Origin of the sequence: Flavobacterium azooxidireducens, from assembly GCF_023195775.1 — a bacterium.
In the GTDB taxonomy this organism is placed as follows: Bacteria; Bacteroidota; Bacteroidia; order Flavobacteriales; family Flavobacteriaceae; genus Flavobacterium; species Flavobacterium azooxidireducens.
Genome location: NZ_CP096205.1, coordinates 2,005,268 through 2,030,024 on the forward strand (window position 1 = coordinate 2,005,268; position 24,757 = coordinate 2,030,024).

General features: G+C 30.8%; 21 protein-coding genes. 16 read left to right on the plus strand and 5 right to left on the minus strand.

What is annotated here, in order from left to right:
- Positions 1-7: 7 nt before the first annotated feature.
- The 4 genes from M0M57_RS08785 (at position 8) to M0M57_RS08800 (ending at position 3,278) form a co-directional block, all read left to right on the plus strand.
- A complete protein-coding gene (locus tag M0M57_RS08785) occupies positions 8-946 on the plus strand; it encodes a mevalonate kinase family protein (RefSeq protein ID WP_248432661.1) in 939 nt (312 codons plus the stop codon).
- Positions 947-1,023: 77 nt separating this feature from the next.
- The gene (locus M0M57_RS08790) at positions 1,024-1,944 is read left to right on the plus strand and encodes a geranylgeranylglycerol-phosphate geranylgeranyltransferase (RefSeq protein WP_248432663.1); all 921 of its coding nucleotides are present in this window, start codon (positions 1,024-1,026) and stop codon (positions 1,942-1,944) included.
- 66 nt (positions 1,945-2,010) lie between these two features.
- Positions 2,011-2,916 carry a pseudouridine synthase gene (locus M0M57_RS08795; protein ID WP_248432664.1) on the plus strand — a complete coding sequence of 302 codons (906 nt, stop codon included), beginning with the start codon at positions 2,011-2,013 and terminating at the stop codon, positions 2,914-2,916.
- Complete coding sequence (locus tag M0M57_RS08800) at positions 2,916-3,278, plus strand: nuclear transport factor 2 family protein (protein ID WP_248432667.1); 363 nt, start codon at positions 2,916-2,918, stop codon at positions 3,276-3,278. Before M0M57_RS08795 ends, M0M57_RS08800 begins: the two co-directional genes overlap by 1 nt.
- A 69-nt stretch (positions 3,279-3,347) precedes the next feature.
- Here M0M57_RS08800 and M0M57_RS08805 read toward each other — a convergent pair whose 3' ends face one another.
- Positions 3,348-5,474 (minus strand): M3 family metallopeptidase, encoded by a 2,127-nt coding sequence (locus tag M0M57_RS08805; protein ID WP_248432669.1) that lies wholly within the window; start codon positions 5,472-5,474, stop codon positions 3,348-3,350.
- A 129-nt stretch (positions 5,475-5,603) separates the two neighbouring features.
- On the minus strand, positions 5,604-8,324 hold the full coding sequence (locus M0M57_RS08810) for a gliding motility-associated C-terminal domain-containing protein (protein WP_248432671.1): 2,721 nt from the start codon (positions 8,322-8,324) through the stop codon (positions 5,604-5,606).
- A gap of 380 nt (positions 8,325-8,704) precedes the next feature.
- Here M0M57_RS08810 and M0M57_RS08815 point away from each other — a divergent pair, with 380 nt between their 5' ends.
- The 12 genes from M0M57_RS08815 to M0M57_RS08870 all read left to right on the plus strand — a co-directional run bounded on the left by M0M57_RS08815 (position 8,705) and on the right by M0M57_RS08870 (position 20,188).
- Positions 8,705-10,027: a site-specific integrase gene (locus tag M0M57_RS08815; RefSeq protein ID WP_026712080.1), complete on the plus strand. Its 1,323-nt coding sequence runs from the start codon at positions 8,705-8,707 to the stop codon at positions 10,025-10,027.
- Positions 10,028-10,199: 172 nt separating this feature from the next.
- A complete protein-coding gene (locus M0M57_RS08820; protein WP_248432673.1) occupies positions 10,200-10,577 on the plus strand; it encodes a hypothetical protein in 378 nt (125 codons plus the stop codon).
- 189 nt (positions 10,578-10,766) lie between these two features.
- Positions 10,767-11,636 (plus strand): DUF3347 domain-containing protein, encoded by an 870-nt coding sequence (locus tag M0M57_RS08825; protein WP_248432675.1) that lies wholly within the window; start codon positions 10,767-10,769, stop codon positions 11,634-11,636.
- A 5-nt stretch (positions 11,637-11,641) separates the two neighbouring features.
- On the plus strand, positions 11,642-12,112 hold the full coding sequence (locus M0M57_RS08830; RefSeq protein WP_248432676.1) for a TlpA family protein disulfide reductase: 471 nt from the start codon (positions 11,642-11,644) through the stop codon (positions 12,110-12,112).
- Position 12,113: 1 nt separating this feature from the next.
- Positions 12,114-12,611, plus strand: a complete 498-nt coding sequence (locus M0M57_RS08835; RefSeq protein ID WP_248432678.1) for a heavy-metal-associated domain-containing protein — start codon at positions 12,114-12,116, stop codon at positions 12,609-12,611.
- Entirely contained in the window at positions 12,611-13,426 is an 816-nt protein-coding gene (locus tag M0M57_RS08840; RefSeq protein ID WP_248432680.1) for a hypothetical protein, read from the plus strand. The genes M0M57_RS08835 and M0M57_RS08840 overlap by 1 nt, the downstream gene beginning before the upstream one ends.
- Before the next feature lie 16 nt (positions 13,427-13,442).
- A complete protein-coding gene (locus M0M57_RS08845; protein WP_248432682.1) occupies positions 13,443-14,177 on the plus strand; it encodes a DUF3347 domain-containing protein in 735 nt (244 codons plus the stop codon).
- A gap of 2 nt (positions 14,178-14,179) precedes the next feature.
- Positions 14,180-14,740, plus strand: coding sequence for a helix-turn-helix domain-containing protein (locus M0M57_RS08850; protein ID WP_248432684.1), 561 nt, complete (start codon positions 14,180-14,182; stop codon positions 14,738-14,740).
- A gap of 78 nt (positions 14,741-14,818) precedes the next feature.
- Entirely contained in the window at positions 14,819-17,236 is a 2,418-nt protein-coding gene (locus M0M57_RS08855; protein WP_248432686.1) for a heavy metal translocating P-type ATPase, read from the plus strand.
- A 17-nt stretch (positions 17,237-17,253) separates the two neighbouring features.
- Positions 17,254-17,475: a heavy-metal-associated domain-containing protein gene (locus M0M57_RS08860; protein ID WP_248432688.1), complete on the plus strand. Its 222-nt coding sequence runs from the start codon at positions 17,254-17,256 to the stop codon at positions 17,473-17,475.
- Between the two features lie 59 nt (positions 17,476-17,534).
- Positions 17,535-19,790 carry a multicopper oxidase family protein gene (locus M0M57_RS08865; RefSeq protein ID WP_248436745.1) on the plus strand — a complete coding sequence of 752 codons (2,256 nt, stop codon included), beginning with the start codon at positions 17,535-17,537 and terminating at the stop codon, positions 19,788-19,790.
- A 188-nt stretch (positions 19,791-19,978) separates the two neighbouring features.
- Entirely contained in the window at positions 19,979-20,188 is a 210-nt protein-coding gene (locus tag M0M57_RS08870; RefSeq protein WP_248432690.1) for a hypothetical protein, read from the plus strand.
- 46 nt (positions 20,189-20,234) lie between these two features.
- Here the strand turns inward: M0M57_RS08870 and M0M57_RS08875 are convergent, their stop codons facing one another.
- The 3 genes from M0M57_RS08875 to M0M57_RS08885 all read right to left on the minus strand — a co-directional run bounded on the left by M0M57_RS08875 (position 20,235) and on the right by M0M57_RS08885 (position 24,757).
- Positions 20,235-22,850: a hypothetical protein gene (locus tag M0M57_RS08875; protein WP_248432692.1), complete on the minus strand. Its 2,616-nt coding sequence runs from the start codon at positions 22,848-22,850 to the stop codon at positions 20,235-20,237.
- 132 nt (positions 22,851-22,982) lie between these two features.
- The gene (locus M0M57_RS08880) at positions 22,983-23,531 is read right to left on the minus strand and encodes a hypothetical protein (RefSeq protein ID WP_248432694.1); all 549 of its coding nucleotides are present in this window, start codon (positions 23,529-23,531) and stop codon (positions 22,983-22,985) included.
- 41 nt (positions 23,532-23,572) lie between these two features.
- Positions 23,573-24,757 carry an AbiH family protein gene (locus M0M57_RS08885; RefSeq protein ID WP_248432696.1) on the minus strand — a complete coding sequence of 395 codons (1,185 nt, stop codon included), beginning with the start codon at positions 24,755-24,757 and terminating at the stop codon, positions 23,573-23,575.

Consider the following 24,757-nt stretch of genomic DNA (forward strand, 5'->3'; position numbering starts at 1 on the left):
CAAGAATATGAAAGGACCACTTTTTTACTCAAAAATTCTTCTATTTGGAGAATATGGAATCATAAAAGATTCAAAAGGACTTTCTATCCCTTATAATTTTTATAACGGAGCATTGAAAGTGAGTGAAAATCCGTCGCCGGAAGCAATCAAATCGAACGAAAGTTTACGACGATTTACTGCTCATTTAGAGCAATTGCAAGACGAGCAACCAGAGTTGGTGACTTTCAATTTAGAATTACTTCAGCAAGATATTGATAGAGGAATGTATTTTGATTCTTCAATTCCGCAAGGCTATGGTGTTGGAAGTAGCGGTGCTTTAGTCGCTGCTATTTATGATAAATATGCCAACAATAAAATCACGGTTTTAGAGAATTTAACCCGCGAAAAATTATTACAATTAAAAGCAGTTTTTTCGCAAATGGAATCTTTTTTCCACGGAAAAAGCTCTGGTTTAGATCCATTAAATAGCTACTTAAGTTTGCCGATTTTAATCAATTCAAAAGATAATATAGAACCAACCGGAATTCCGTCTCAAGTTACGAATGGAAAAGGTGCTGTATTTTTGTTAGATTCCGGAATTATTGGTGAAACTGCTCCGATGGTCAATATTTTTATGGAGAATTTGAAAGATCAAGGATTTAGAAGAATGCTTAAAACGCAATTTGTTAAACACACCGATGCTTGTGTAGAAAACTTTTTGCAAGGCGATATAAAATCTCTTTTTAGCAACACCAAAAAATTATCTAAAGTGGTGTTGAATAATTTTAAACCAATGATTCCTGAACAATTTCACAATGTTTGGCAAAACGGAATCGATACAAATGACTATTATTTAAAACTTTGTGGTTCCGGCGGTGGAGGCTACATTCTTGGTTTTACACAAGATTTGGAAAAAGCCAAAGCTTCATTAAAAGACTATAAACTAGAAGTTGTTTATCAATTTTAAAAACATAAAAAATCAAGAATTCCACTTGATTTTTTCTTTATACTATGGCATTATCCAGAAAAAATAAATTGATTTTAATGAAAATAATCAGTTTGTTTTCGGTGGTAAGAGGCTATAATATTCCGATTATCATTTTAGCTCAATACCTCTCGGCGATTTTTATTTTGTCTCCGAAAACAAGGGCTTTGGATGTCATTTTAGATTTCAATCTGTTTATTATCGTATTGGCTTCTACGTTAACAATCGCATCAGGTTATATCATTAATAGTTTTTACGACAGTCAGAAAGATTTAATCAATAAACCCAATAAAACAATGTTGGATCGATTGGTTTCGCAAAAAACTAAATTGCAAGTTTATTTCGGACTTAATTTTTTTGTATTTCTGATTGCAACTTTGGTTTCTTGGCGAGCTGTTTTCTTTTTTTCTGCTTATATTTTTCTGATTTGGTTTTATTCGCATAAGATAAAAAAATACCCAATTATCGGAAATATCACGGCTGCTTTGTTGGCAATTTTACCCTTTTTCGCCATTTTATTATATTATCAAAAAATTGATTCCATTCTTCAGAATTTGAACAACGAAAAATATTATGTCATTTTTGCACATGCTTCTTTCTTGTTTCTATTGATTTTAATTCGAGAAATGATCAAAGATTTAGAAAATATTATTGGCGATTTAGTTCAAAATTATAGAACAATTCCGGTAATTTTAGGCGAATCTTTTTCTAAAAAAGTTATTACTTTTCTGGTTTTATGTACAGTGATTCCGGTCTATATTCTAATCGAAATTTATGATGTTGGTTATATGGACATCTATTTTTATGCAAGTTTTGTCATTTTAATCTTCTTCCTAATCAAATTATGGAAATCAGATTCTAAAGAAAATTACTTTCTTTTGCACAACATTATTAAGTTTATCATCGTTGCCGGAGTTTTTAGTATTGTTCTAATTAAGCCCTCCGTTTTGGTGCATGGGAGAGATGTTTTGGCCATATAAAGCTGAAAAGTAAAACAACTTCCAATTCCAATTTCCAATTGCGTATCTTTGCAAAAATTTTCAAGGATGGACAAGAAAGACGGAAGCAACAGAAAATCAACTTCCAACAGAACTACAAAGGGTAAATCAACGGGTTTTAGTAAACCAAAACCAGCAATGGATAAGCGTTCGCAAAAGCCTAAAAAAGCAACAGCAACAGCAGCAAAAACTACTGGATCAAAAACTACAGCAGCAACTCCCGCAGCTAAACCAAAAGTAAAATCAGACGATATTCGTTTAAATAAATACATATCCAATTCCGGTGCTTGTTCGCGTCGTGATGCCGATATCTACATTCAATCAGGAAACGTAAAAGTAAACGGTGTCGTTATTACTGAAATGGGTTATCAAGTAAAACCCGGAGATGTGGTTAATTTTGATGGGTCAACGATTATTCCTGAAAAGAAAGAATATATTTTATTGAACAAACCCAAAAACTTCACCACTTCGGTGGAAGATGATCGCGATATGCGAAATGTTTTCGAATTAATCAAAAATTCTACACAAGCCAAAGTACAAGCGATTGGTAGAATGGATAAAAACACAACCGGATTATTGTTGTTTACGAATGATACTGATATGATTCGTAAATTCAGTTTGCCAAATCAAAAATCGACAAAAATTTATCAGGTTACATTAGATAAAAACCTAAAATTTGAAGATTTAGAAAAAATTTCAGGGGGTGTTTCATTTGATGAACATAAATTGTATGTAGATGAAATCAGTTATATTGAAGATCAACCAAAAACAGAAATTGGTATAAAACTTAGAACTCCAAACGTAAAAGTGGTTCGTGCTATTTTTGAAAAATTCAAATATGATGTTTTAAAAGTAGATCGCGTTTCTTTTGCCGGATTAACCAAAAAGAATTTACCAAGAGGAAATTGGCGATTTTTAACGGAGCAAGAAATCATTAACTTGAAAAATTATTAATGAATTCACAAGAAATCACCTCTGTCGCTTTCAAATGGTTTGATGCTTTTAATCAGCATAATTTAGAGCAATTATTGTCATTGTATGATGATAATGCTCAACATTACAGTCCGAAATTAAAAATAAAAAAGCCTGAGACAAATGGTTTTGTAACTGGAAAAGATGCTTTGAGAGAGTGGTGGAAAGATGCTTTTGATCGATTGCCTTCTTTACAATATAAAGTCACTTCGTTAACTGCAAATTCTGACCGGGTTTTTATGGAATATGTTCGATCTGTAAACGACGAAGAAGACTTATTAGTCGCAGAAGTGCTTGAAATCAGAGATGGTAAAATTGTTTTCTCAAGAGTTTACCACGGATAAAATAAAATTAAAAAATCCCGAAATGATAATCATTCCGGGATTTTTTTCGAATTAACCTAACCTATATAATTATCTTGATTTTTTGTCTAAGCCACGTTTTTTCAACAGTGGTTCAATGCTTGGTTCTTGACCTCTGAATTTTTTATATAATTCCATTGGTTCTTCTGTTCCACCTCTTTCTAATATGTTTTTTCGGAATGAATTTGCTTTTGTAGCATTAAACAATGATGTTTTTTTGAATTGATCAAAGGCATCCGTATCTAAAACTCCAGACCAAATATAGCTGTAGTAGCCGGCCGAATATCCACCAGCAAAAACATGACTGAAATAAGTTGCTCTATGTCTTGGAATAATTGATTTTATTAAACCTTTATTTTTCATAGAATTCAATTCAAACTGATTGGCAGAACCTGAAATTGTGCCTTCCGAAGTATGAAAATCCATATCTAAAAAGGCAGAAGCCAAATATTCAACGGTGGCAAATCCTTGACCATAGGTTCCGGCATTTTCTAATTTTTGAATTAAATCATCCGGAATTGTTTTGCCTGTTTTATAATGTTTAGCATACATTTTTAAAACCTCAGGATCAGAAGCCCAGTTTTCCATTACTTGCGATGGTAATTCAACGAAATCTCTTGAAACACTTGTCCCTGCTAAACTTCTATAGGTTACATTGGATAATAACCCGTGTAAAGCGTGGCCAAATTCGTGGAAATAAGTTGTTACTTCATCAAAAGTGAATAAAGCCGGAGAATTTTCAGTGGGTTTAGAAAAATTACAAACAATTGAAATTACCGGAGGAATTCTTTTTCCGTTTTCTGTTTTTTGCGGACGATAGGATGTCATCCAAGCACCACCACGTTTTGAGTCTCTTGGATAAAAATCCATATATAAAATTCCAACGTGTGTTCCGTCTTTTTCAGTAACTTCCCAAACGGTAGCATCATTATGATACGTTGGAACGTCTTTTAATTCTTTGAATTTTAGTCCGTATAACTTTTCGCAAACCATAAAAACACCTTCAGTAACAGCGTCTAAACTAAAATATGGTTTTAATTCATTTTCGTCTAAATCAAATTTTTGTTTTCTGATTTTTTCGCTGTAATAACGCCAATCATACGGTTGAACGTCATCTTTTATTCCTTCAGCAGCCATCATTTGCTTGATTTCAGCTTCTTCCACTTTTGCTTTTTCTAAGGCTGGTTCCCAAAGTTGGTTTAAAAATTCCATTACTTTTTCTGGAGTTTTAGCCATGCTTTCTTCCAAACCGTAATGAGCGTGTGTTTTGTAGCCTAACAATTTTGCTTTTTCTGCTCTCATTGAAGCTAGGCGAATCGCAATCGAATTATTATCAAATTCATTTCCGTTGTTGCAACGATTTTTGTAAGCAGTCCAAACTTCTTCTCTTAATTTTCGATTAGAAGAATATTGAAGAAATGGCATTACACTTGAGTTGGATAAGGTAATAACCCATTTTCCAGGTTTGCCTTTTGCTTTTGCAGTCGCTGCAGCCGCATCAATAAAATCATCTGAAAGTCCGGCCAATTCTGCTTTTGAATTGATAACTAGCTCATAACTGTTAGTTTCTGCTAATATATTTTGACCAAATTTCAACGTTAAAACAGCCAATTCACTGTTCAATTCACGAAGACGTTGTTTGTCTTTTTCATTCAAATTGGCTCCGCTACGAACAAATCGTTTATATGTTTTTTCTAATAATTTGCTTTGTTCAGGATTTAATTTTAGTTTGTCTTTTTGATCCCAAACTGTTTTAACCCGGGCAAATAGTTTTTCATTTAAGTTAATGTTGTCTCCATGAGCAGACATTAGTGGTGCAACTTCAGTCGCAATTTTTTGAATTTCTTCGTTCGTATTTGCCGAATTCAAATTATAAAAAACAGTGGAAACATTCGACAATAATTCACCCGAATTTTCTAACGCTAAAATGGTGTTGTCAAACGTAGCAACACTTTTGTTATTTGTAATGGCTTTTATTTCACCCTCTTGTTTTTTAATTCCTTCTTCAATAGCTGGTTTAAAATGTTCATTTTTGATTAAATGAAAAGGTGGAACATCATAAGGAGTGTTATACGAATTAAAAAAAGGATTAGAAGAAAATGCTTTTTTGAGTTCTTGTGCTTCAACTTGGCTAACCGATAATCCCATAAGCATCAGTAAAATAATTTTATTTTTCATTGGTAACATAAATTAAAAAGCCAAAGTAGTGATTTTTTGATGGTGGCTTTTTTAGATTAACTTATTTTTAAGACAAAAAGCTAATCAAAATGAATCGATTAGCTTTTTTAAAATTGGAATGAAATTATTTTATCGACTTTCTTCTCGCATTACATAAATCCAACCGGTTTTTGATTCGCCATTTTTAAATTCTATCACATAATAATATGTTGCAGATGGAAGTTCTTTTCCGTCATCGGTTTGCCCATACCATTGATTAGTATAATTGTTTAGTGAATATACTTTTCTTCCATAACGATTAAAGATGCTAAGTTTTTCAACATCCAATAAAGCCAGATCAAAATAGTCATTTAAGTTATCTCCGTTGGGAGAAATCCCCTTTTGAATACCACAATAAATAGTTGGAATACTAATGGTTTCTTCGGCAAAACAACCATCAACAGAAGTTGCTCTCACATTAAATTCTAATGGAAAAGTTTCGGTTTCAGGAGTGCTTCGAATATATTCTGTTACATTAAATGTGGAAGAATTGGAACCAACAGTTACACCGTTTTGATTCGTCCAAACATAATCAGTTAAAATTATATTGGAATTATCACTGAGTTGAACACCGATTGAGAATTGATTGTTTTGGCATTGGTCAGTAATTTCAATTGAAAATTCTGGTAATGAAGCAATTGTTGTAGAGAAAGTTGACGTACAACTTGGGTTTAAAGGTGTAAAAGTGTAAAGTGTTTCTTGTGTTGAATTTATAGTGGAGGGATTCCAATTTCCTTCAATTCCATTGTTCGAAACAGTTGGAAGAGAGAATGAATCACTATTGAAACAAACCGATTCCGGTAATGAGAATGTTGGAATTGTGGGTTGATTAACAAAAACCGTTAAATCAAAATTCCCGGCACATTCTGAATTATTGGCAATAAATGTATAAGTGCCTTCATTTGTGTTGTTAATGGCTGAAGGCTGCCAAGAACCATTAATTCCATTGTTGTCAACTTCTGGTAAGACAGGAACTTCATCGCCTGAACATATTGTAATTACATTGCCGAAATCAAAAACTGGCGATGGAAAAGAACTAATAATTACAGTTAGCGTGAAATTATCAGCACATTGATTTTCATCTGGAGTAAAAGTATAAGTGTTTCCATTTTCTTCATTAATCACAGCCGGATTCCATTCGCCATTAATACCATTATTGTCTGTTGAAGGTAAAATGGGAGCTTGAGCAACAGTACAAATTGTAATTTCATTTTCAAAATTGAAAGTTGGTGTTGCTGGTGGTGTAATCGTTACAGTTAAAGTGAAACTAGTTGCACATTCATCCGATGATTCAAAAGTGTAAACTCCATTTTGCGTATTGTCAATTGAAGTTGGTGTCCAAATTCCTTCAATTCCATTCGTGGAAATCAATTCTAAAACCGGAACAATACCATTTTGACAAATTGTCAATTCCGATTCAAAACCAAAAGTTGGCGTTACAAATTGATTCACAAAAACCAAAACAGCAAGATATTCATTGCTTTCACAACCATCAACACTTTGAGTAACATAATAAGTTGTGTTATTCACCAAAGGAGTGTCGGAAAGCAAAGGAATTGTTCCGTCAGCATCAGCATACCATAGTAAAAAAGTTCCATTAACAACTATATCATTCAATGTAAAAACAACAGCCGCATCACTACAAAAAGTTTGCGTATTTTCTCCGGTTGGAGCAGCAGGAGCAGGATTGATTGTCAAAGTAACCGCAGTTCGAGTCGAACTAATACAATTTGACATTTCATTTTGTGCTTCAGCATAATAAGTTATACTTCCAACAGTTTCTAAAGTTGGATTTGTAACGATATTTCCGCCTGTATCTGCATCATACCAAACAATAATTGAACCATCTGATGTAGTTGCATTTGCCGTTAATGTTTGAATTGGACTAGCCTCGCAAACCGTTTGATTTCCTCCCGAAGTTGGTGGATTCACAACCGGATCAGTTAAATTTATCGAAATAGTTGAAGTTGTCGTACAATTATTTATGATGAAATTAAAATCAGAATAGGTTCCTGCATTCAAATCCGAAATCAAATAGTTTCCGTTTTCGTCAGCAGTGATTGAATTCGGACCAATCGTATCTCCATCATCCGAATACGAAAATTGATAATTTGAATTGGCATTTAAACTTGAAATGGTAATACTTCCTTCCGAACCACCACAAGTTGTAGGGTTTTCCCAAGTGAATAAAGGAGTCGCAGTGATGGTAAAATAAGCTTTGAAATTGTCACCTGAATTATTAACAAAAACAGTATCATTACATTCGGAATTGGAATTCAAATCGCCCGTTGCATCATAATAAACTTCCAAAATATAATTGCCTGGAGTAAAATTCGTTAAATCAATCGGAGGGAATGGATTCGTGTCTCCATCGGCAATAACTTCTTGCCATTTTTGATCGCCTTCGCCGCAAGGTCCCCCGGATGGAAATTCACTTGAACCAACATTACAATCTTCAAAAAAAGGAAAATCAATTATTGAAAATGCACCCGGAGTTTCCGATTCTAAATAAATTCGATAATTCATTCGAACACTACAAGCATTTCCGCTGCTGTTTTTAAACGTTTTCACTTCGCCACCACGCAAAATAAACGTGCCTGAATTTTGAGTAAAAACACCGAAATTAGTTTCAGTAAAAGTATTTTCTACCGGACCAATGATGCTTGCACCTTCTCCGGTTGTATTAAAAAAGTTGGAGGTGTTACAATCCGTAATCCAAACGGCAGAAGCAAAAGTGCCAAAATTCTGTGCGTTAAGTAAACTTGAATGGGCAGAAAATAAAAATAAGCAAAGGAGTAGAATTTTTTTCATAAAATAGGTTTGTAATAAATAATCTAAATAACTTTCTAAATTAGTTAATTTTATTAAAATCCAAATATTTTAAGAATAAAAATTTATAAAAATCAAAACGAAAACGTTATAGTTTGATAAATAAATTTTCTAAGGAACAAAAATTCACAAAAAAAAGCCCAAACTTTCGTTTGAGCTTTGTGCGGGTAAAAGGTGTGCATGAATAAATTTAATGATGATTCAAAAAAAGTAAATATTGCCTTAAAGGTATTGTAAATAAAGACTTTATGAGTATTTTAAATTAATATTAATTTTTGTTAATTTCTATGAATTAACAAATTTAGGGGAACATTAGGGGAATGGAGCAAATGTTTTTTATATTTGTTTAAAATTTAAAAAATATGGCTTCAGGTAGTTTCAGAGTTAAGACTAAAAATGATTGGAATGCAATTTATTATCGTTTCAAACAATCAAATGAGTTTGACTTAGAATGTTCAACTGGATTGAAAATTCCAAATGGAAGATGGAGCATTTCAAAGTCTGAAGTTTTGCAAACGAATGGCTTTGATAGTGATGGTGTTAATTTGACTATTAAAGATTTAGATCGGTTCATAGTAAGCGAATTTAATAAAGGATTAAAAGAAGGAGTAGTTTTCAATTCTAAATGGTTAAAAGAGAAGATAAAAGTTTTTCTCAATAGAGAAACAAAAAATGATTTGATTGATGATCGAATATTTTTTTCAAATTATATTAATTCATATATAGATGAATCTAAAACGAAAAAAACTAGGAATAACACTTTAGTAAAACCAAGAACTATTCAGCATTACAAAACGACATTAAAAAAAGTTGAAGCTTTTGAAAGTTATAAAAACAAGAAATTATTAATAACTGATATTAATTTGCAATTTCATTCTGATTTTGTTGATTTTTTAGAAAAGAAACAAAAATTAAATCCTAATACCATCGGTGGTTATGTTGATGATATAAAATTAATGATCAACAATGCAGAGAGAAAAGGTATAAAAGTGAATAACGAGATAAAGATGCAAAGTTTTTATACTCCAAGCAATAAAACGAAGGATATTTACTTGAATGAAGTTGAAATCAATTCAATCTTTAATCATGTTTTTGAGTTGGATTATCTCGATAATGCGAGAGATTGGTTCATAATTGGATTAAGAACAGGATTGAGAATTTCAGATTTTTTAAGATTAACTCCAAAAAATATTATTGATGGATTTATAGAAATTCAAACTAAGAAAACTGATTACCCGGTTATCATTCCAATTCATAGCCAAGTCCAATCAATTCTTGATAAAAGAAATGGCAAATTTCCCCGAGAAATAAGTGACCAAAAATTTAATGACTACATAAAAAAAGTATGTGAAGAAGTTGGGATTAATGAAAAAGTTGAAGGTGCTAGGATGGATGAAATTGAAATCAAAGCAAATGGAAAGAAAAAGACAATTTTCAGAAAAAAAGTAGGGATATATAAAAAATACGAATTGGTTACTTCGCACATTTGCAGACGTTCCTTTGCAACCAATTTATATGGTAAATTGGATACTCTGACTATTATGAAAATTACAGGGCATCAGACTGAAAGTCAGTTTTTAAGTTATATTAAAATTACACCTAGACAATATGCTCAACAACTAAAAGAATATTGGAAAAAAAATCAGTCATCAATGTTGGGCGATAGTAAATTTAATGAGAATTAAAAAGACGAATTTTAAATATTTTTGGAAGAGATATTTAATTAAAAACTAAAATCTAACAAGTTAAATTTCTTAAAGAAAATTAGCTTAAAAGTGTAAATGTATAATCGTTTTAACAAATTCTTAGTTGAATTTGATTTAAAACTATGTATTTTTGTGATGTTTTGATTTAATAATGATAAAATTTCACTACATAATAGTTCTATTTATAGGCATGCTCTTTATGCCTAATAATGCTATTGCATGTAGTGTCAAGAGTTCAAAAAAATGTTGTGGCACAGAGGTTTCTTTCTCCAAAACAGAAAAAAAAGAGTGTTGTTGTACAGATAAATCCAATAGTGAAGAAAACAAAGGATGTAATGGCAACTGCGATAACTCTCTTTGCGGATGTGCATCAACCTGCACCACATCAACAGTTAGTTTTTTATCAGAAATTAATTTTGAAACACGTGTTTTTAACTTCCCTGCGGTAGAAAAAGTAAATTTTCCTAACGCTCAATCGTCTATCTCAGATGGTTTTTATTCTATTTGGCTAATTCCTAAAATAAGCTAAATTACTTTTTTGACAGCCAAAAGTGTGTCAAAATGGTAGCTTTTTTGCTATCCACATACAAATTCATACAGTTATAAATTATGCTACATCACTAATAATGATGTTATAGCCTTTACATCAACTGTAATTCATTAAAAATTATTTTTATTAACTAATCAAAGTACTCGCTTTGATCAAATATCATTTAAAATGAAAAATTCATTTATAAACATAATGGTAGTAATCTGTGTATTGCTATCAACTACAACAAATGCACAAATTAAGAATGCTACAACCGAGACAGTTAGAATTTACGGTAATTGTGGTATGTGTAAAACAACCATTGAAAAAACAGGAAATATCAAGAAAATAGCGAAAGTAGAGTGGGATCAAGACTCTCAGATGGCTACTTTAACTTATGACGCAAAAAAAACAAACCAAGATGAAATTCTAAAAAGAATTGCATTGGCAGGATATGATAGTGATAAATTTCTTGCTCCGGATGATGTATATAATAATCTTCATGGATGTTGTCAATATGAAAGAGTAGCTAAAGTTCCTGTCAAAGAAGAAAATAAAATGATGACTACCGAAGCACATTCTAATCACAGTAATCATTCTCAATCAGCTACTGATGTAATCCCAAATGAAAATCAATTAGATGCTGTGTTTAGCAATTATTTTTTAGTAAAAGATGCATTAATTACATCCGATGCAACTAAAGCAGCTGTAGCTTCTAAAGAACTTTTGAGTGCAGTAAATAACATCAAAATGGAGAAACTTGAAATGGATGTCCACATGGTTTGGATGAAAGTTGTTAATTCAATCAAAGAAGACGCAAAACAAATTGGAGATAACAAAGACATCAAACAACAACGACAACATTTTTCAAATTTATCAAAAGATATTTATGGTCTAATGAAAGTTGCCAAATATGAATCCCCTATTTACTATCAATTCTGTCCTATGTATAACGATGGAAAAGGTGCAAATTGGTTAAGTAAAGAAGATGCCATTAAAAATCCATACTACGGTTCAATGATGTTGAGTTGTGGTAAAACGGTAGAAATTATAAAATAAATAAAATGAGAAAAGTAATTTTTATGATTTTGATGGTTGCCAATACTTTTTTAGTAAATGCACAAATAGAAGTTGGCGATAAAATCCCATCAGTAACGCTAAAAAGTAGCGACAATAGTGATGTGAATACTTCCTCTTTTAACGGGAAGTATGTACTTGTTGATTTTTGGGCATCTTGGTGCGGTCCTTGTCGCTTGGGTAATAAAAAGTTAGTAAAACTTCATAATGGAGTTAGTGCGGACAAAATTGAAATCATTGGAATATCGATAGATACTGATGCTAACAAATGGCTTAGAGCAATTGAGAAAGACAAAATCAAATTTACCCAATTAATTGATCCCAAAGGATTTGATGCTAATGCAGCTATACTTTTTGGTGTGGAGGAATTACCTTCAAAATTCTTATTTAATACAGAAGGCATTCTAATTGCAAAAAACCCAACAGAAGACGAAATAACTAAACTAATAACAAATTAAAATGAAAAAAATAAATAATACATATATCATAGTTGCATCAATAATTTTGATGTTTTCATTAAAGAGTACTGCACAAATTGTAAAAGCAGAAATAAGAGCAACGGGTTTAACTTGTTCAATGTGCTCCAATGCAATAAATAAGCAGTTAAAAAGTATGCCCGAAGTGGCTAATGTAGAAACCGACTTAAATACAAACACATTTACAGTAACATTAAATGAAAGTAATAATTTAAGTCCTAAAACTTTTAAGGAAAAAGTTGAAGATGCAGGTTTTTTCATTGGTTCATTACTAATTACTGCAAAACCGGAACTCATTTCTAATGGTTCGTATATTTTGATGAATACCAATTCAAATAAATCGGGTGATATTAAATTTCAAGTGCTAGACAAAGGATATGTAACTGAAAAAGAATTCAAAAAACTTTCTAAATCAAACAAAGATATTGCTACCTACTCGGCTAACAATGAAGATGATTTTCATATTAAATTTATAAATTAATGAAGAAGATTTTTTTAATTCTTGTCGCAATTTCTTGTCAAAATATAGTAGGACAAGAGCTGTTTGTGGTAACTGATCCGGCAAGTAATGTTCCTGCAAATTCGCTCGCCATTAATGTGATGCAATCTCTTTTCAAAGAAGAATTTAAATCCGGTTACAATTACCATTTTATGCCTGAAGTGACGTACGGTTTTAATAAAGATTTAATGTTTCGAGGTTCAGCTTTTATTAGTAATAGAAGTAATCAATTGGTTACTGAAGGAGGAAGTTTTATGGCAAAATACCGCTTTTATTCTACAGATGATTTAAACAGTCATTTTAGAATGGCTGCCTATGGTAGGTATAGCTTTAACAACGCAGACATTCACCAAGAACAAATAGACATACTAGGTCACAATACTGGTTTTGAAGCAGGAATTATAGCAACCAAATTGATAAAAAAAGTAGCCATTAGTTCATCATTAAGTTTTGAGAAAGCATTAGACAACAAACCTAGCTATCCCTTTCCAGACAACCTTGGTGACAATGCTACAAATTATACGCTGTCATTTGGTAAATTAATGTACCCTAAAACGTACACCAGTTTTAAACAAACGAACATTAATTTAATGGTTGAATTTGTCGGACAAACTATTAATGAAAATGGTAAATCCTATTTAGATGTAGTTCCGGCTGTACAATTTATTTTCAATAGTCAAGCTCGTTTAGATTTCGCCTATCGTCATGAATTAATGAGTTCTATGATACGTTCAGCTCCAAATGGATTTTATTTCAACCTCTATTATACTTTTTTCGATTTAAAGAGTAAAAAATAATTTTAAAAACATACACATGAAAACACTTTTTTTAACTGCCTTTTTAGCAATCACTTTAGTTTCTTGTAATCATAAAACTAAAGAAACACACAATAATACTTCAGTTAATTCAAACGAGATATTTGCATGTCCAATGCACCCGGAAGTTACTGGAAAAAAAGGAGAAGACTGCTCAAAATGTGGTATGGAATTAACTGAACCGGTTGCTCAAAAAGAAGCTACATACAATGACAATGATGAAGCTCACGAACATAAAGATACAGCAACAACACAAGCAACTAAAGTTAAGGAAAACACACAAGTTTCTCAAACAGCTAATTCTTTTTCGACTTCCGAAATCATTAGTGATTATTTAAAACTTAAAAATGCTTTAACAGAGGATGATACCAAAAATGCTGCAACATTTGCCAAGCTATTGTTTAAGACATTAAATAGTACAGATATTTCTTCCGTGGACATCAAATTAAGAAAAAATCTTCAAGATATTATTCAAGGTGCTAAAGAACACACAAAACATATTGGTAATAATTCAAATAAAATTAACTACCAAAGGGAACATTTTGTATCACTAAGCAAAGACATAAATGATTTAGCAAAACAGTTTGGGAGTAAACAAAAATTATATCAAGATTTTTGTCCAATGGCAAATGAAGGCAAAGGGGCTATTTGGATTAGTGAAACAAAAGAAATAAGAAACCCATATTATGGTTCTGAAATGTTAAGCTGTGGCTCAATTAAAACAACCTTTTAACAATGAAACTATACATAAAAAATATGGTTTGCGACCGATGCAAATGGGTGGTTAAAACAGAAATTGAAAAGTTGGGCTTCAAAGCAAATGTCATTGACTTAGGCGAAATTGAACTCGAAACCGACATTGAACCTGACCAAAAAAAACAAATTAAAGAAGCATTAGAAAAATTTGGTTTTGAATTAATCGATGATAAAAAAAGTAGAATTATCGAAAAAATAAAAGCACTTCTCATTGATGTTACGCAAAACAAAAATGCTGATTTAAGTAAAAACTTGTCATTATATATAGCTGAACATCTAAATCAGGATTATAGTAAATTGAGTAATTTATTTTCTGAAGTAGAAGGAATAAGTATCGAGAAATACTTTATCAACCTAAAAATTGAAAAAGCAAAAGAACTTATAATGTATGATGAATTAAGTCTGAGCGAAATTGCAGATATACTTAATTACAGTAACGTAGCACACTTAAGCAATCAATTCAAAAAAGTAACCGGATTTACACCGAGTTATTTCAAACAGATAAAAGTCGCCAAAAGAACTCAAATTGATAAATTATAAATTGTGTAAATCATAACCATAATTCTACAAATCATAACCGGTTTTTCAATAGAAATTTGCATTATAAATCAGATAAAGATGAAAACAGAGAAAACACATTTGTATGCAATACCATTAGAAAATGTTGAAAGTGAGCATTGTGCTATGATTGTTGATAAAGGATTACAATCAGTTAAAGGGATTGCTAGTCACAAAGTAGAATTAAATAACAAACAAGCAATAATCGAATCCGAAAAACCGGAAATAGCGATCCCAGATGCTGTTAAAGCCATTCGTGACTTGGGTTATGATGTTTCAACAACAACCCAAACAATACCTGTACTTCAAATGACTTGTGCTTCTTGTGCAGTAAGCGTGGAAAGTGTAATTCAATTTTTACCGGGTGTTGTAGCTGCTTCCGTTAATTATGCATCAGCAGAAGTTAAAGTTGAATATATTCCAAGTTTGGTTTCATTAAACAAAATGCGTGAAGCCGTTCAAAGTATTGGTTACGATTTATTCTTAAATCAAAGTGATGTCAATCAGGAAACCTTAGAAGATATTCATACTAGAAAACAAAAACAGTTAAAAATTAGAACTTTTGGTGCAATAATACTTTCTGTACCTCTAGTTGCAATTGCTATGTTTTTTATGAATATTCCCTATGCTAATTATATCATGTGGGTTTTAGCAACACCAGTAATTATTGGTTTTGGTAAAGATTTTTTCATAAATGCGTGGAAACAATTAAAGCATCGTTCAGCAAATATGGACACTTTAGTAGCGTTGAGTACAGGAGTGGCTTACATTTTTAGTGTGTTCAATACGCTTTTTCCAAATTACTGGCATTCAAAAGGATTACATGCACACGTTTATTTTGAAGCAGCAGCAGTAGTCATTGCCTTCATTCTTTTAGGAAAACTACTGGAAGAAAATGCAAAAGGAAATACTTCTTCAGCAATTAAAAAATTAATTGGGTTACAACCTAAAACCGTCACGGTAATCAATCAAGAGAATATCCAAACGCAATTACCAATCGAACAAGTTACGGTAGGAATGACAATTTTAGTAAAACCCGGTGAAAAAGTAGCTGTAGATGGTATAGTGGTTCAAGGAAGTTCTTTTGTTGATGAAAGTATGCTAAGTGGTGAACCCATTCCTGTAAAAAAGGAAGCGAATGATAAAGTGTTTTCTGGAACCATTAATCAAAAAAGTAGTTTCCAATTTAAAGCTGAAAAAGTAGGTACTGATACGATGCTTTCCCAAATCATAAAAATGGTTCAAGATGCTCAAGGTAGTAAAGCACCAGTTCAAAAAATGGTAGATAAGATTGCTAGTATTTTTGTTCCAATCGTTATTGGAATTGCAGTTTTATCCCTAATAGTATGGATAATTTTTGGAGGACAAGATGGATTCACCCAAGGATTATTAGCCTTAGTAACTGTTTTGGTTATTGCATGTCCGTGTGCATTAGGTTTAGCTACTCCAACCGCAATTATGGTAGGTGTTGGAAAAGGTGCAGAACAAGGAATTTTAATTAAAGATGCCGAAAGTTTAGAATTAGCAAAGAAAATCGACACAATTATTTTAGACAAAACAGGAACTATTACAAAAGGAAAACCTGCTGTAACGAATGTTGTTTGGACTGAAGAAACAGAAAGTTTAAAACAGATCTTGCTAACCATTGAAAAACAATCTGAACATCCATTGGCGGAGGCGGTTGTCCATTTTTATAAAGAGGTCAAAACAGTTGATATCCAACATATCGAAAGTATTACAGGCAAAGGAGTTAAAGCAGATTTTAACGGTCAAAATTACTTTATTGGTAACCAAAAACTGCTAGTAGAAAACAATATATCCATAGATAAAAGTCTTGAAAAGAATGCATCAGAATGGTTAGCAGAGGCCAAAACTGTTATTTGGTTTACCGATGATAAAAAAGCATTAGCTGTTATCGCAATTGCCGATGAAATCAAAGAAACATCCATTGAAGCAATCAAGGAATTGCAAAAGATGAATATCGAAGTGTACATGCTTACTGGTGATAATAGTAATACTGCTAAAGCTGTGGCTGAAAAAGTAGGTATTAGAAATTTCAAAGGAGAGGTTTTACCAAAAGATAAAGCAGATTTTGTAAAAGAATTACAAGCGAAAGGCAAAACTGTAGCCATGGTGGGGGACGGTATAAATGACAGCACCGCTCTAGCACAAGCCAATGTAAGTATTGCAATGGGTAAAGGAAGTGATATTGCCATTGATGTGGCAAAAATGACGATAATTTCTTCCGATCTTACTAAAATCCCAATAGCCATAAAGCTGTCAACTAAAACGGTAAATACCATCAAGCAAAATCTATTTTGGGCTTTTATCTACAATATTATCGGAATTCCAATTGCAGCAGGAATTCTATATCCAATAAATGGGTTTTTACTTAATCCGATGATTGCAGGAGCGGCAATGGCTTTAAGTAGTGTGAGTGTGGTTGCAAATAGTTTGCGACTGAAATATTATAACTAATTTAAAAAATAGAACAAATGGAAAATAACACCTTAAAATTCAAAACAAATATCAATTGTATGGGTTGTGTGTCCAAAGTGACACCGGAATTAGATAAACTTTCAGCTATTGAAAATTGGGAAGTTGACATCAGAAATAAAGATAAAGTTTTGACTGTGGAAGCATCTTCAGACAAACAAGACGAAATAATCTCAGCGGTTGAAAAAGCAGGGTTTAAAATCGAGAAAATAAATTCTTAATAACAATGAAGAAGCCACTTTACAATGAGTTTGGTGACTTTTTTACTAGAGTAATCAAAATGAATAATCAAAAGAACCTTTTCAAAAAACTGTTGCCTATCGTAATCCTCGTTTTGGCTACACAAACGCTGTTTTCGCAAAACATTGTCCGATACGATTTATACGTTAGGGATACTATCGTTAATTTTTCCGGAAAAGAAAAAAGAGCCATTGCGGTAAATGGTCAAATTCCCATGCCTACGCTTACTTTTACGGAAGGTGATATTGCTGAAATTTATGTGCATAACGAATTGAAGGAAAGTACTTCCTTGCACTGGCACGGACTATTTTTACCCAACAAAGAAGATGGTGTGCCTCATCTCACTCAGATGCCAATTGAACCAGGAACTACTCATAAATACACGTTTCCTATAATTCAAAACGGAACCCATTGGTACCACAGTCATTCGGGTTTACAGGAACAAATCGGGATGTATGGTATGTTTATTATGAATAAAAAAGCAGATGATAAAACCTTCCGAAAAGGAATTGATGATTTGCCAATTGTACCTGTAATTCTTAGCGAATGGACGGATTTAAAACCTGAGAATGTGCACAGAATGTTGCACAATGCTTCCGACTGGTTTGCGATAAAAAAAGGTTCTACCCAAAGTTACTCGGAAGCCATCAAACAAGGGCATTTTAAAACGAAAATTGGTAACGAATGGAAACGAATGAATGCTATGGATGTGAGTGATGTGTATTATGAAAAGTTTCTCATCAATGGTAAAAATGAAAGTCAGTTAACCCAGTTCAAAGGTGGAGATAAAGTACGACTTCGCATTGCAAACGGTGGTGCATCCTCTTATTTTTGGCTAACGTATGCCGGAGGAAAAATTACAGTAGTTGCCAGTGATGGTAACGATGTAGAACCTGTGGAAGTGGATCGATTGTTAATTGCAGTATCAGAAACGTATGATGTCGTAGTGACAATTCCTGCCGATAACACTTCGTATGAATTTCTAGCCACAGCTGAAGACAGAACTAAATCAGCTTCTTTATACCTTGGAAACGGGATCAAACAATTAATTTCTCCTTTACCAAAATTGAAATATTTTGAAGGAATGAAAATGATGAACGATATGATGAAAATGAACGGAGAGTTAAACGATATGGGAATGCAAATGTCATTAAACCAAATGGATATGAATGTGGTGATGTATCCGGAAATAACAGGTGAATCGAAAGCGAAAAGTGGTGATAAGAAAGAAATGAATCACAATCATTCCAATCATAATCAGAACCATGGAAATGAAATGACAGCGATTAAAACGCTTAATTATGCCATGCTGAAATCTACAGAAAAAACTACGTTACCTAAAGATACTCCGGTAAAAGAACTTCGTTTTGAATTAACCGGAAATATGAATCGGTATGTTTGGAGTTTAGACAATAAAGTAATTTCCGAAACTGACAAAATTTTAATCAAAAAAGGTGAAAATATAAGGATTACACTCTACAATAATTCTATGATGCGTCATCCTATGCATTTACATGGTCACGATTTCAGAATCATTAACGGTCAGGAAGAATACGCTCCGTTAAAAAACGTAATGGATTTAATGCCAATGGAAACTAACGTAATTGAATTTAATGCTAATATAGAAGGCGATTGGTTTTTCCATTGTCACATTTTATATCACATGATGGCAGGAATGGGTAGAATTTTTACTTATAAAAACCAAGAGCCAAACCCCTTAATTCCCAATCCTAAATTAGCAGAACGAAAGCTGTTTGCAGACGATAGAGCTTTTCACATCATGGCTGAAAATGATTTTGCAACCAATGGAAATGATGGTATGGCAATGATACAAAATACACGTTGGAGTTTAGGAGCAGAATGGCGTTTAGGTTACCACGATATGCACGGCTACGAAGCAGAATTTCATTTAGGAAGATACATAGGAAAAATGCAATGGTTGATGCCTTTTATTGGTTTCGACTGGCGATACAGAAAGATGAACGGTGAAGTTGAAAAAAACATCTTCGGTCAAGAAAACACGAAAGACAGAAGAGCAGTTTTAAGTGCCGGAGTTAATTACACGTTACCCATGTTGGTGATGGCTCAAGCAGAAGTTTTTCAAGATGGAAATGTTAGATTTCAATTAATGCGAGAAGATATTCCAATTTCAAAGCGTTTAAGAATGGGATTTATGGTTAATACCGACACCGAATATATGCTTGAAGCAAAATACATTTTAAAAAGAAATTTCAGTATCAGAACACATTATGATAGCGACATGGGATTTGGAGTTGGGTTGAATTTGAATTACTAAAAAATATTTTAATTATCTTTGAAAAAACAATCAATTTCAAGATGAAAAAAATCAATTCTAAAACTTTGTTTCTACTTGTATTTACTCTTTTTACAATGTTTACAGTATCTGCTCAAAATACAAATCAAAAAGCAATAATCAAAACTGTATTACATTGTGATCATTGCAAAGTATGTGAAACCTGTGGTATGAAGTTCAAAACAGAGATGCTGAAAATAAAAGGTGTGAAAGCCTATCAATTAGATGATGAGAATATGACTTTCACAATCTTTTACAATGAAAAGAAAACTGATTTGCAAACGATTAAAGTAGCCATCTCTAAATTAGGTTTTGATGCCGATGAAGTAAAAGCAGATCCTAAAGCTTATGAAAGTTTAGACGATTGTTGTAAAGCATGAGTTTGCATTTCCTTTTGATTCCATCTTGATTTTTTTTTGCAACATTTTACCCAACAAAATAAATCTCTCGATATTTTAAAAATAATTTATGATCATAATTTAAGTCAATTAACTCTTTAAGGTAAGACTTTAATTTTTTTGATTTTCTAAAATAATTGTAATAATGAATTGTGTTGTACTTATCTAACCAGTTTGTATTGAAATCTTTATAATCAAAATTTTCCAAATCAAAAATCCAGTCATAATACGTATCAATTTTTTTGAAATCATTAATAAAATTATCTTTAAAATCTTTGTTTGATTTCAAATACATATTGATTAAGTCGTCAATTAAATAATTTTTAAATTGAAAATTTAAGTTTTGAATTGGATAGTAATTTTTACAACCATTAACAAAACTTATTAAATAGTTTTTCTCATCAATTTTTATAAAATCATATATAACAGACAAATAAAAAATATTTGCACTATAATTAGCATCTAATCTTTCATATATAATATTTTTTATGACTTTTAATTGTTTTGAAGTGTATAGTTTTTTTAAAAAAAGTCCATAATTATTAGTGTCCAAAACATCACTAGTATTGTGGTTTATAATGTTTTTCAAATTAAAATTAATGACGAAATCTTTAAACTCCTTACTATCAAATTTTACTTTTTTGACTTGCAAATAATCTGCCATTATGTAAGTAAGTTCTGAAGAGAAAATTTCCTTATTTGATAAACTAATAGCTAAAAACTTTTTTAAATCAATAATTTCAATATTTTTTCTTTGCCTTAAAAAGAACAAGTTGAAGTATTTATTGTTTATCAAATATTTGAGCTTATTATTTTTTAATATCGTTTCAAGTAGACCAAAAACTTTTTTTGTTATTACTTTTAATTCAATTTCATTAAAATTTATAACTCCACAGAAAAAAAGTAAATTTTTGAGATATTTTACATGTTTTTCTACAAATATATTCTTTGTTTCAGTATCATAGCTTTCAAGACTTTTATCAAGTTTTTCTCCAAAATCATCAACATAATTATTAAAAATTGAAAAAAAATCATAACCATCAAATGAAGTTCGGTTGTAGTCAAATTTATTAATATTGTACCTATTATAAATTCTGTTTAATTGATCAGTTTCAGAAAATAATATTAAATGAGAAAGTAAATAATCATCAAAACTGTTTAAATCATAATTGTTTTTTATGTTTAACGTCGCAAAAATACCTTCGACAAATGCTTCAATTATTTCATTATAGTCAAGGAAATGTTCATAGACTATAAAATTTTTGTGAAGGAAAGTTTGAATTTTATCAAATCTGTAGAGAAGCTCTTGATAATAATTGTTATTGCTATAACCACCTTTTAGATAAGAATTATATGTATCGACTATTTTTTTGCTGACATTATAGATTTTAATTTTTGAATCTTTCAAAAAAGTATAATCACTAATAACACTATATATTTCTTTGTTATAATCTTTTAAATTGACAGCCTCCTCTTTTACGTTTCGTGATTTTTTGACCAATTCAGAAGCTCCTAACTTTTTGTGAAAATAAAATTCTACTAACCTGCCTAAATTGTAGATGTTTTCATTGCAAAGAATCACTTTTATATCACTTTCTTGACTTTTTGCAATTTCTTTTGCTCTAAAAAAATATTCTAACGAGCTAAAGTAATCTCCTAATTTATAATTGTAATAACCTAAAAAAGATAGTTCATCAAAAGAATCAGAATGTTTTTCTTGTTTTATACCAAGTGAAACTTTAAATGAGAACTGTTCTAATTCATCAATTTTGGTGTATATTTTATTTTGATTTATAAAGATTTCTTTTTTAAAACCTGTTTGACGATTTTCAACATTTAGAATGTTATTTCTATTTAGTATTTCAATTATCGATGTTGTAATTTTTTCTTTTTTTTGGGAACTAAATTTATTTGTTATCGTATTATCTTGAATTGTAATTGAATCGAAAAATGGAATTAAATTTTGATTTGAGAAGAAAAGTGTGAAATTATGACAATAAGACATCTCCTCATTTGAATTAAATGGGTAATTATTTACAAATAAATAATCTGGAAGTACTTGAATATCTTTAAAAAGCAAACTTAGATATTCATATAATTGTTCATCTATTTCTTTTGTTTTATCGATAGAATTTTCAAAACTGAAAAAATATTTTTTTGAAATGAATGGTTGGTTAATTTCGCTTAAATATGGGTAGTATTTTTTTATTATATTTTCGGATATTTGAGCTTGTAGTCTTTCCCAGCTCCAATATTCAACAATTAAGTTACTTGAATTACTTAGTCTTATACATTCATCTGTTAATTCAGTATCGTTTTTCCAGTTTGAGGCAAATATGAAAGTTTTATACTTTATATTGTGAGAAGCATTAAAGATTAAAAAAGCATCAAAATCATCGTTCAACGATTTTTTTAAATTTTGGACTATCTTTTTTTGATTGCTTTCACCATCTCTTAATTTACATTGAATAACAATTTTTAATTCATTTGATATAATATCGATTCCTTTTTGACCTTGACCACTTCTACCATATTTTTCAAATGATTTTGTGTTGTTTATGTCATTAAACAAATCAAGTACAAAATCCTCAAAAAGTTGATCGTTTTTAATTGATGGAAAATTATATAAATTTAGATTTGTCATTCAATATTTTTTACTTTAATAATTATTTTTTTGGCTTTCCACTTGGCTTCAAAGAATTACTCGGTGTCAAATTAGGTCTTCCTAAAGTAACAGATTGACCAGTTTTTGGTTTTGGTTTATTGCTCATAATAATTAGTTTTTGGTTTTAGGTTTGATAATTGGTTTTGGACTAGGGTTCACTCTACCAGTATTTGGATCAGGCAATGAAGTGGAGTCTTTTGGTTGCGGTGTTTGATCACTGTTCATATTTAATAAATTTATAGATGTAAAAGTTAAAATTAATACTGCTCCTATTATTAAGAACCAAATAGAAGCCTTGTTTAATAAGTTAATAGGTTTATTTCTTTTCTCAATATTTTTAAAAATTTCGTCATATTTTTTTTCATCAATTTCTTTTATAATTGTGGCAGAATCTCTCATTGATTTGAAATGAGAATATAAATTAGATAGCAATGTCATTACTAATAAAAACAGACCGATGATATATAAACCTAAATAAGATATTTTTGTTACAGATACGATTTTTTCAAGAAATGTAAGTGAAATAATTATTCCTCCAGAAGCCAAAAGATTTATATATTTTTCAAAATCATCCTGACTTTTATTCATATTCACAATTACAGAATCTCTGTAGTTTTCCCATCCATTTTCAAATTCAAAATCTTTACTTTTTTTTGTCATTTTTATCATTAAAATTAAATAACCAAATACTACTTGAATAATTACTTATCCATTTGAGGTATCAAACAATCACCACCTTTGTCAACAATTTTCTTTCTCATCATTTGATTACTTTTGAAATGTCTGGAAATTTCCATTGTTTTAGTAGTAAAATCTTCCTCATTGTAATAGTATATTTTTATAGATTTACAGTTATCGTGTTCAAAAATTTCATTAAGCATTACCCTATCTGATAAACCACAGGAATGACCATAAATACAAACTTGATAAAAACCGGAGTTTAAGAATGTTTGCAGTTTTCTTTGATTAGGTGTTTTAAAATAATGAAATGATTTGATGTGTTTAAAATATCTATTATCATTTAGCTCTTCAATCTCTTTATATATTGTGTCCATTTCATCACCAAAACCAAAAATTATTTCTTCATTTTGTATATTACCATGAATGAAATTTTGATAAAATTTATAATCTCCAAAATGATTTAAAATTTCAGACAATGAGTTTGTATAATTGAAATTTAAAAAATAGTTTTCTCCTATTGAAACTTTTTCTTTTAAGGGATTAATTTCTAAAAAATCAGAGGTTTTTAAGGCTGCATTAAAATGTTTGTAGTAAAGTGATGATTCACTTTTACTAATTTTTATCTCTAAACTAGTCAAATATTCCTTTAAGTATTTAGTTATTATTGATAACTCATTATTAATATTATCTATAATATCTTTGTATTCTTTATTTGAATTTTTATTTCTGATAATGAGTTTTAGTAATTCAAAATAAATGTTTTCAATGTCTACCCAATTTTCTTTAGAATTTTCTAAAAGTTTATCCATTAAGAGAGAAGACTTGTAAGTTTTTATAGATACACCATACTGATTAATTAATATATTAAAATCAGTAAAATTTTTTATTCTTTCGATTTCTATTATTGGGATGTAAGATCTTCTTTCATCGATCAATACATCAAATAATTCATTTCTTGCAAAGCCATTTAATTTTAATTGTAAGTGTTCACTATAAAAACTATCATATCTTCCTTTGTAATCAGGAAATGGTGCATAACATGCCCCAGATTTAATTGCAGTAACAACTTCTTTTTTAAACAACCACAACAAAAAATCAGTATATTTTGTTTTTAATCCTAAAGATAAATCAAACCCATTACCTATTAAAAACAACCTATTGATTTTTACTCCTCGTGTTGCAATCTTCACTCGAACTGTTTCCAT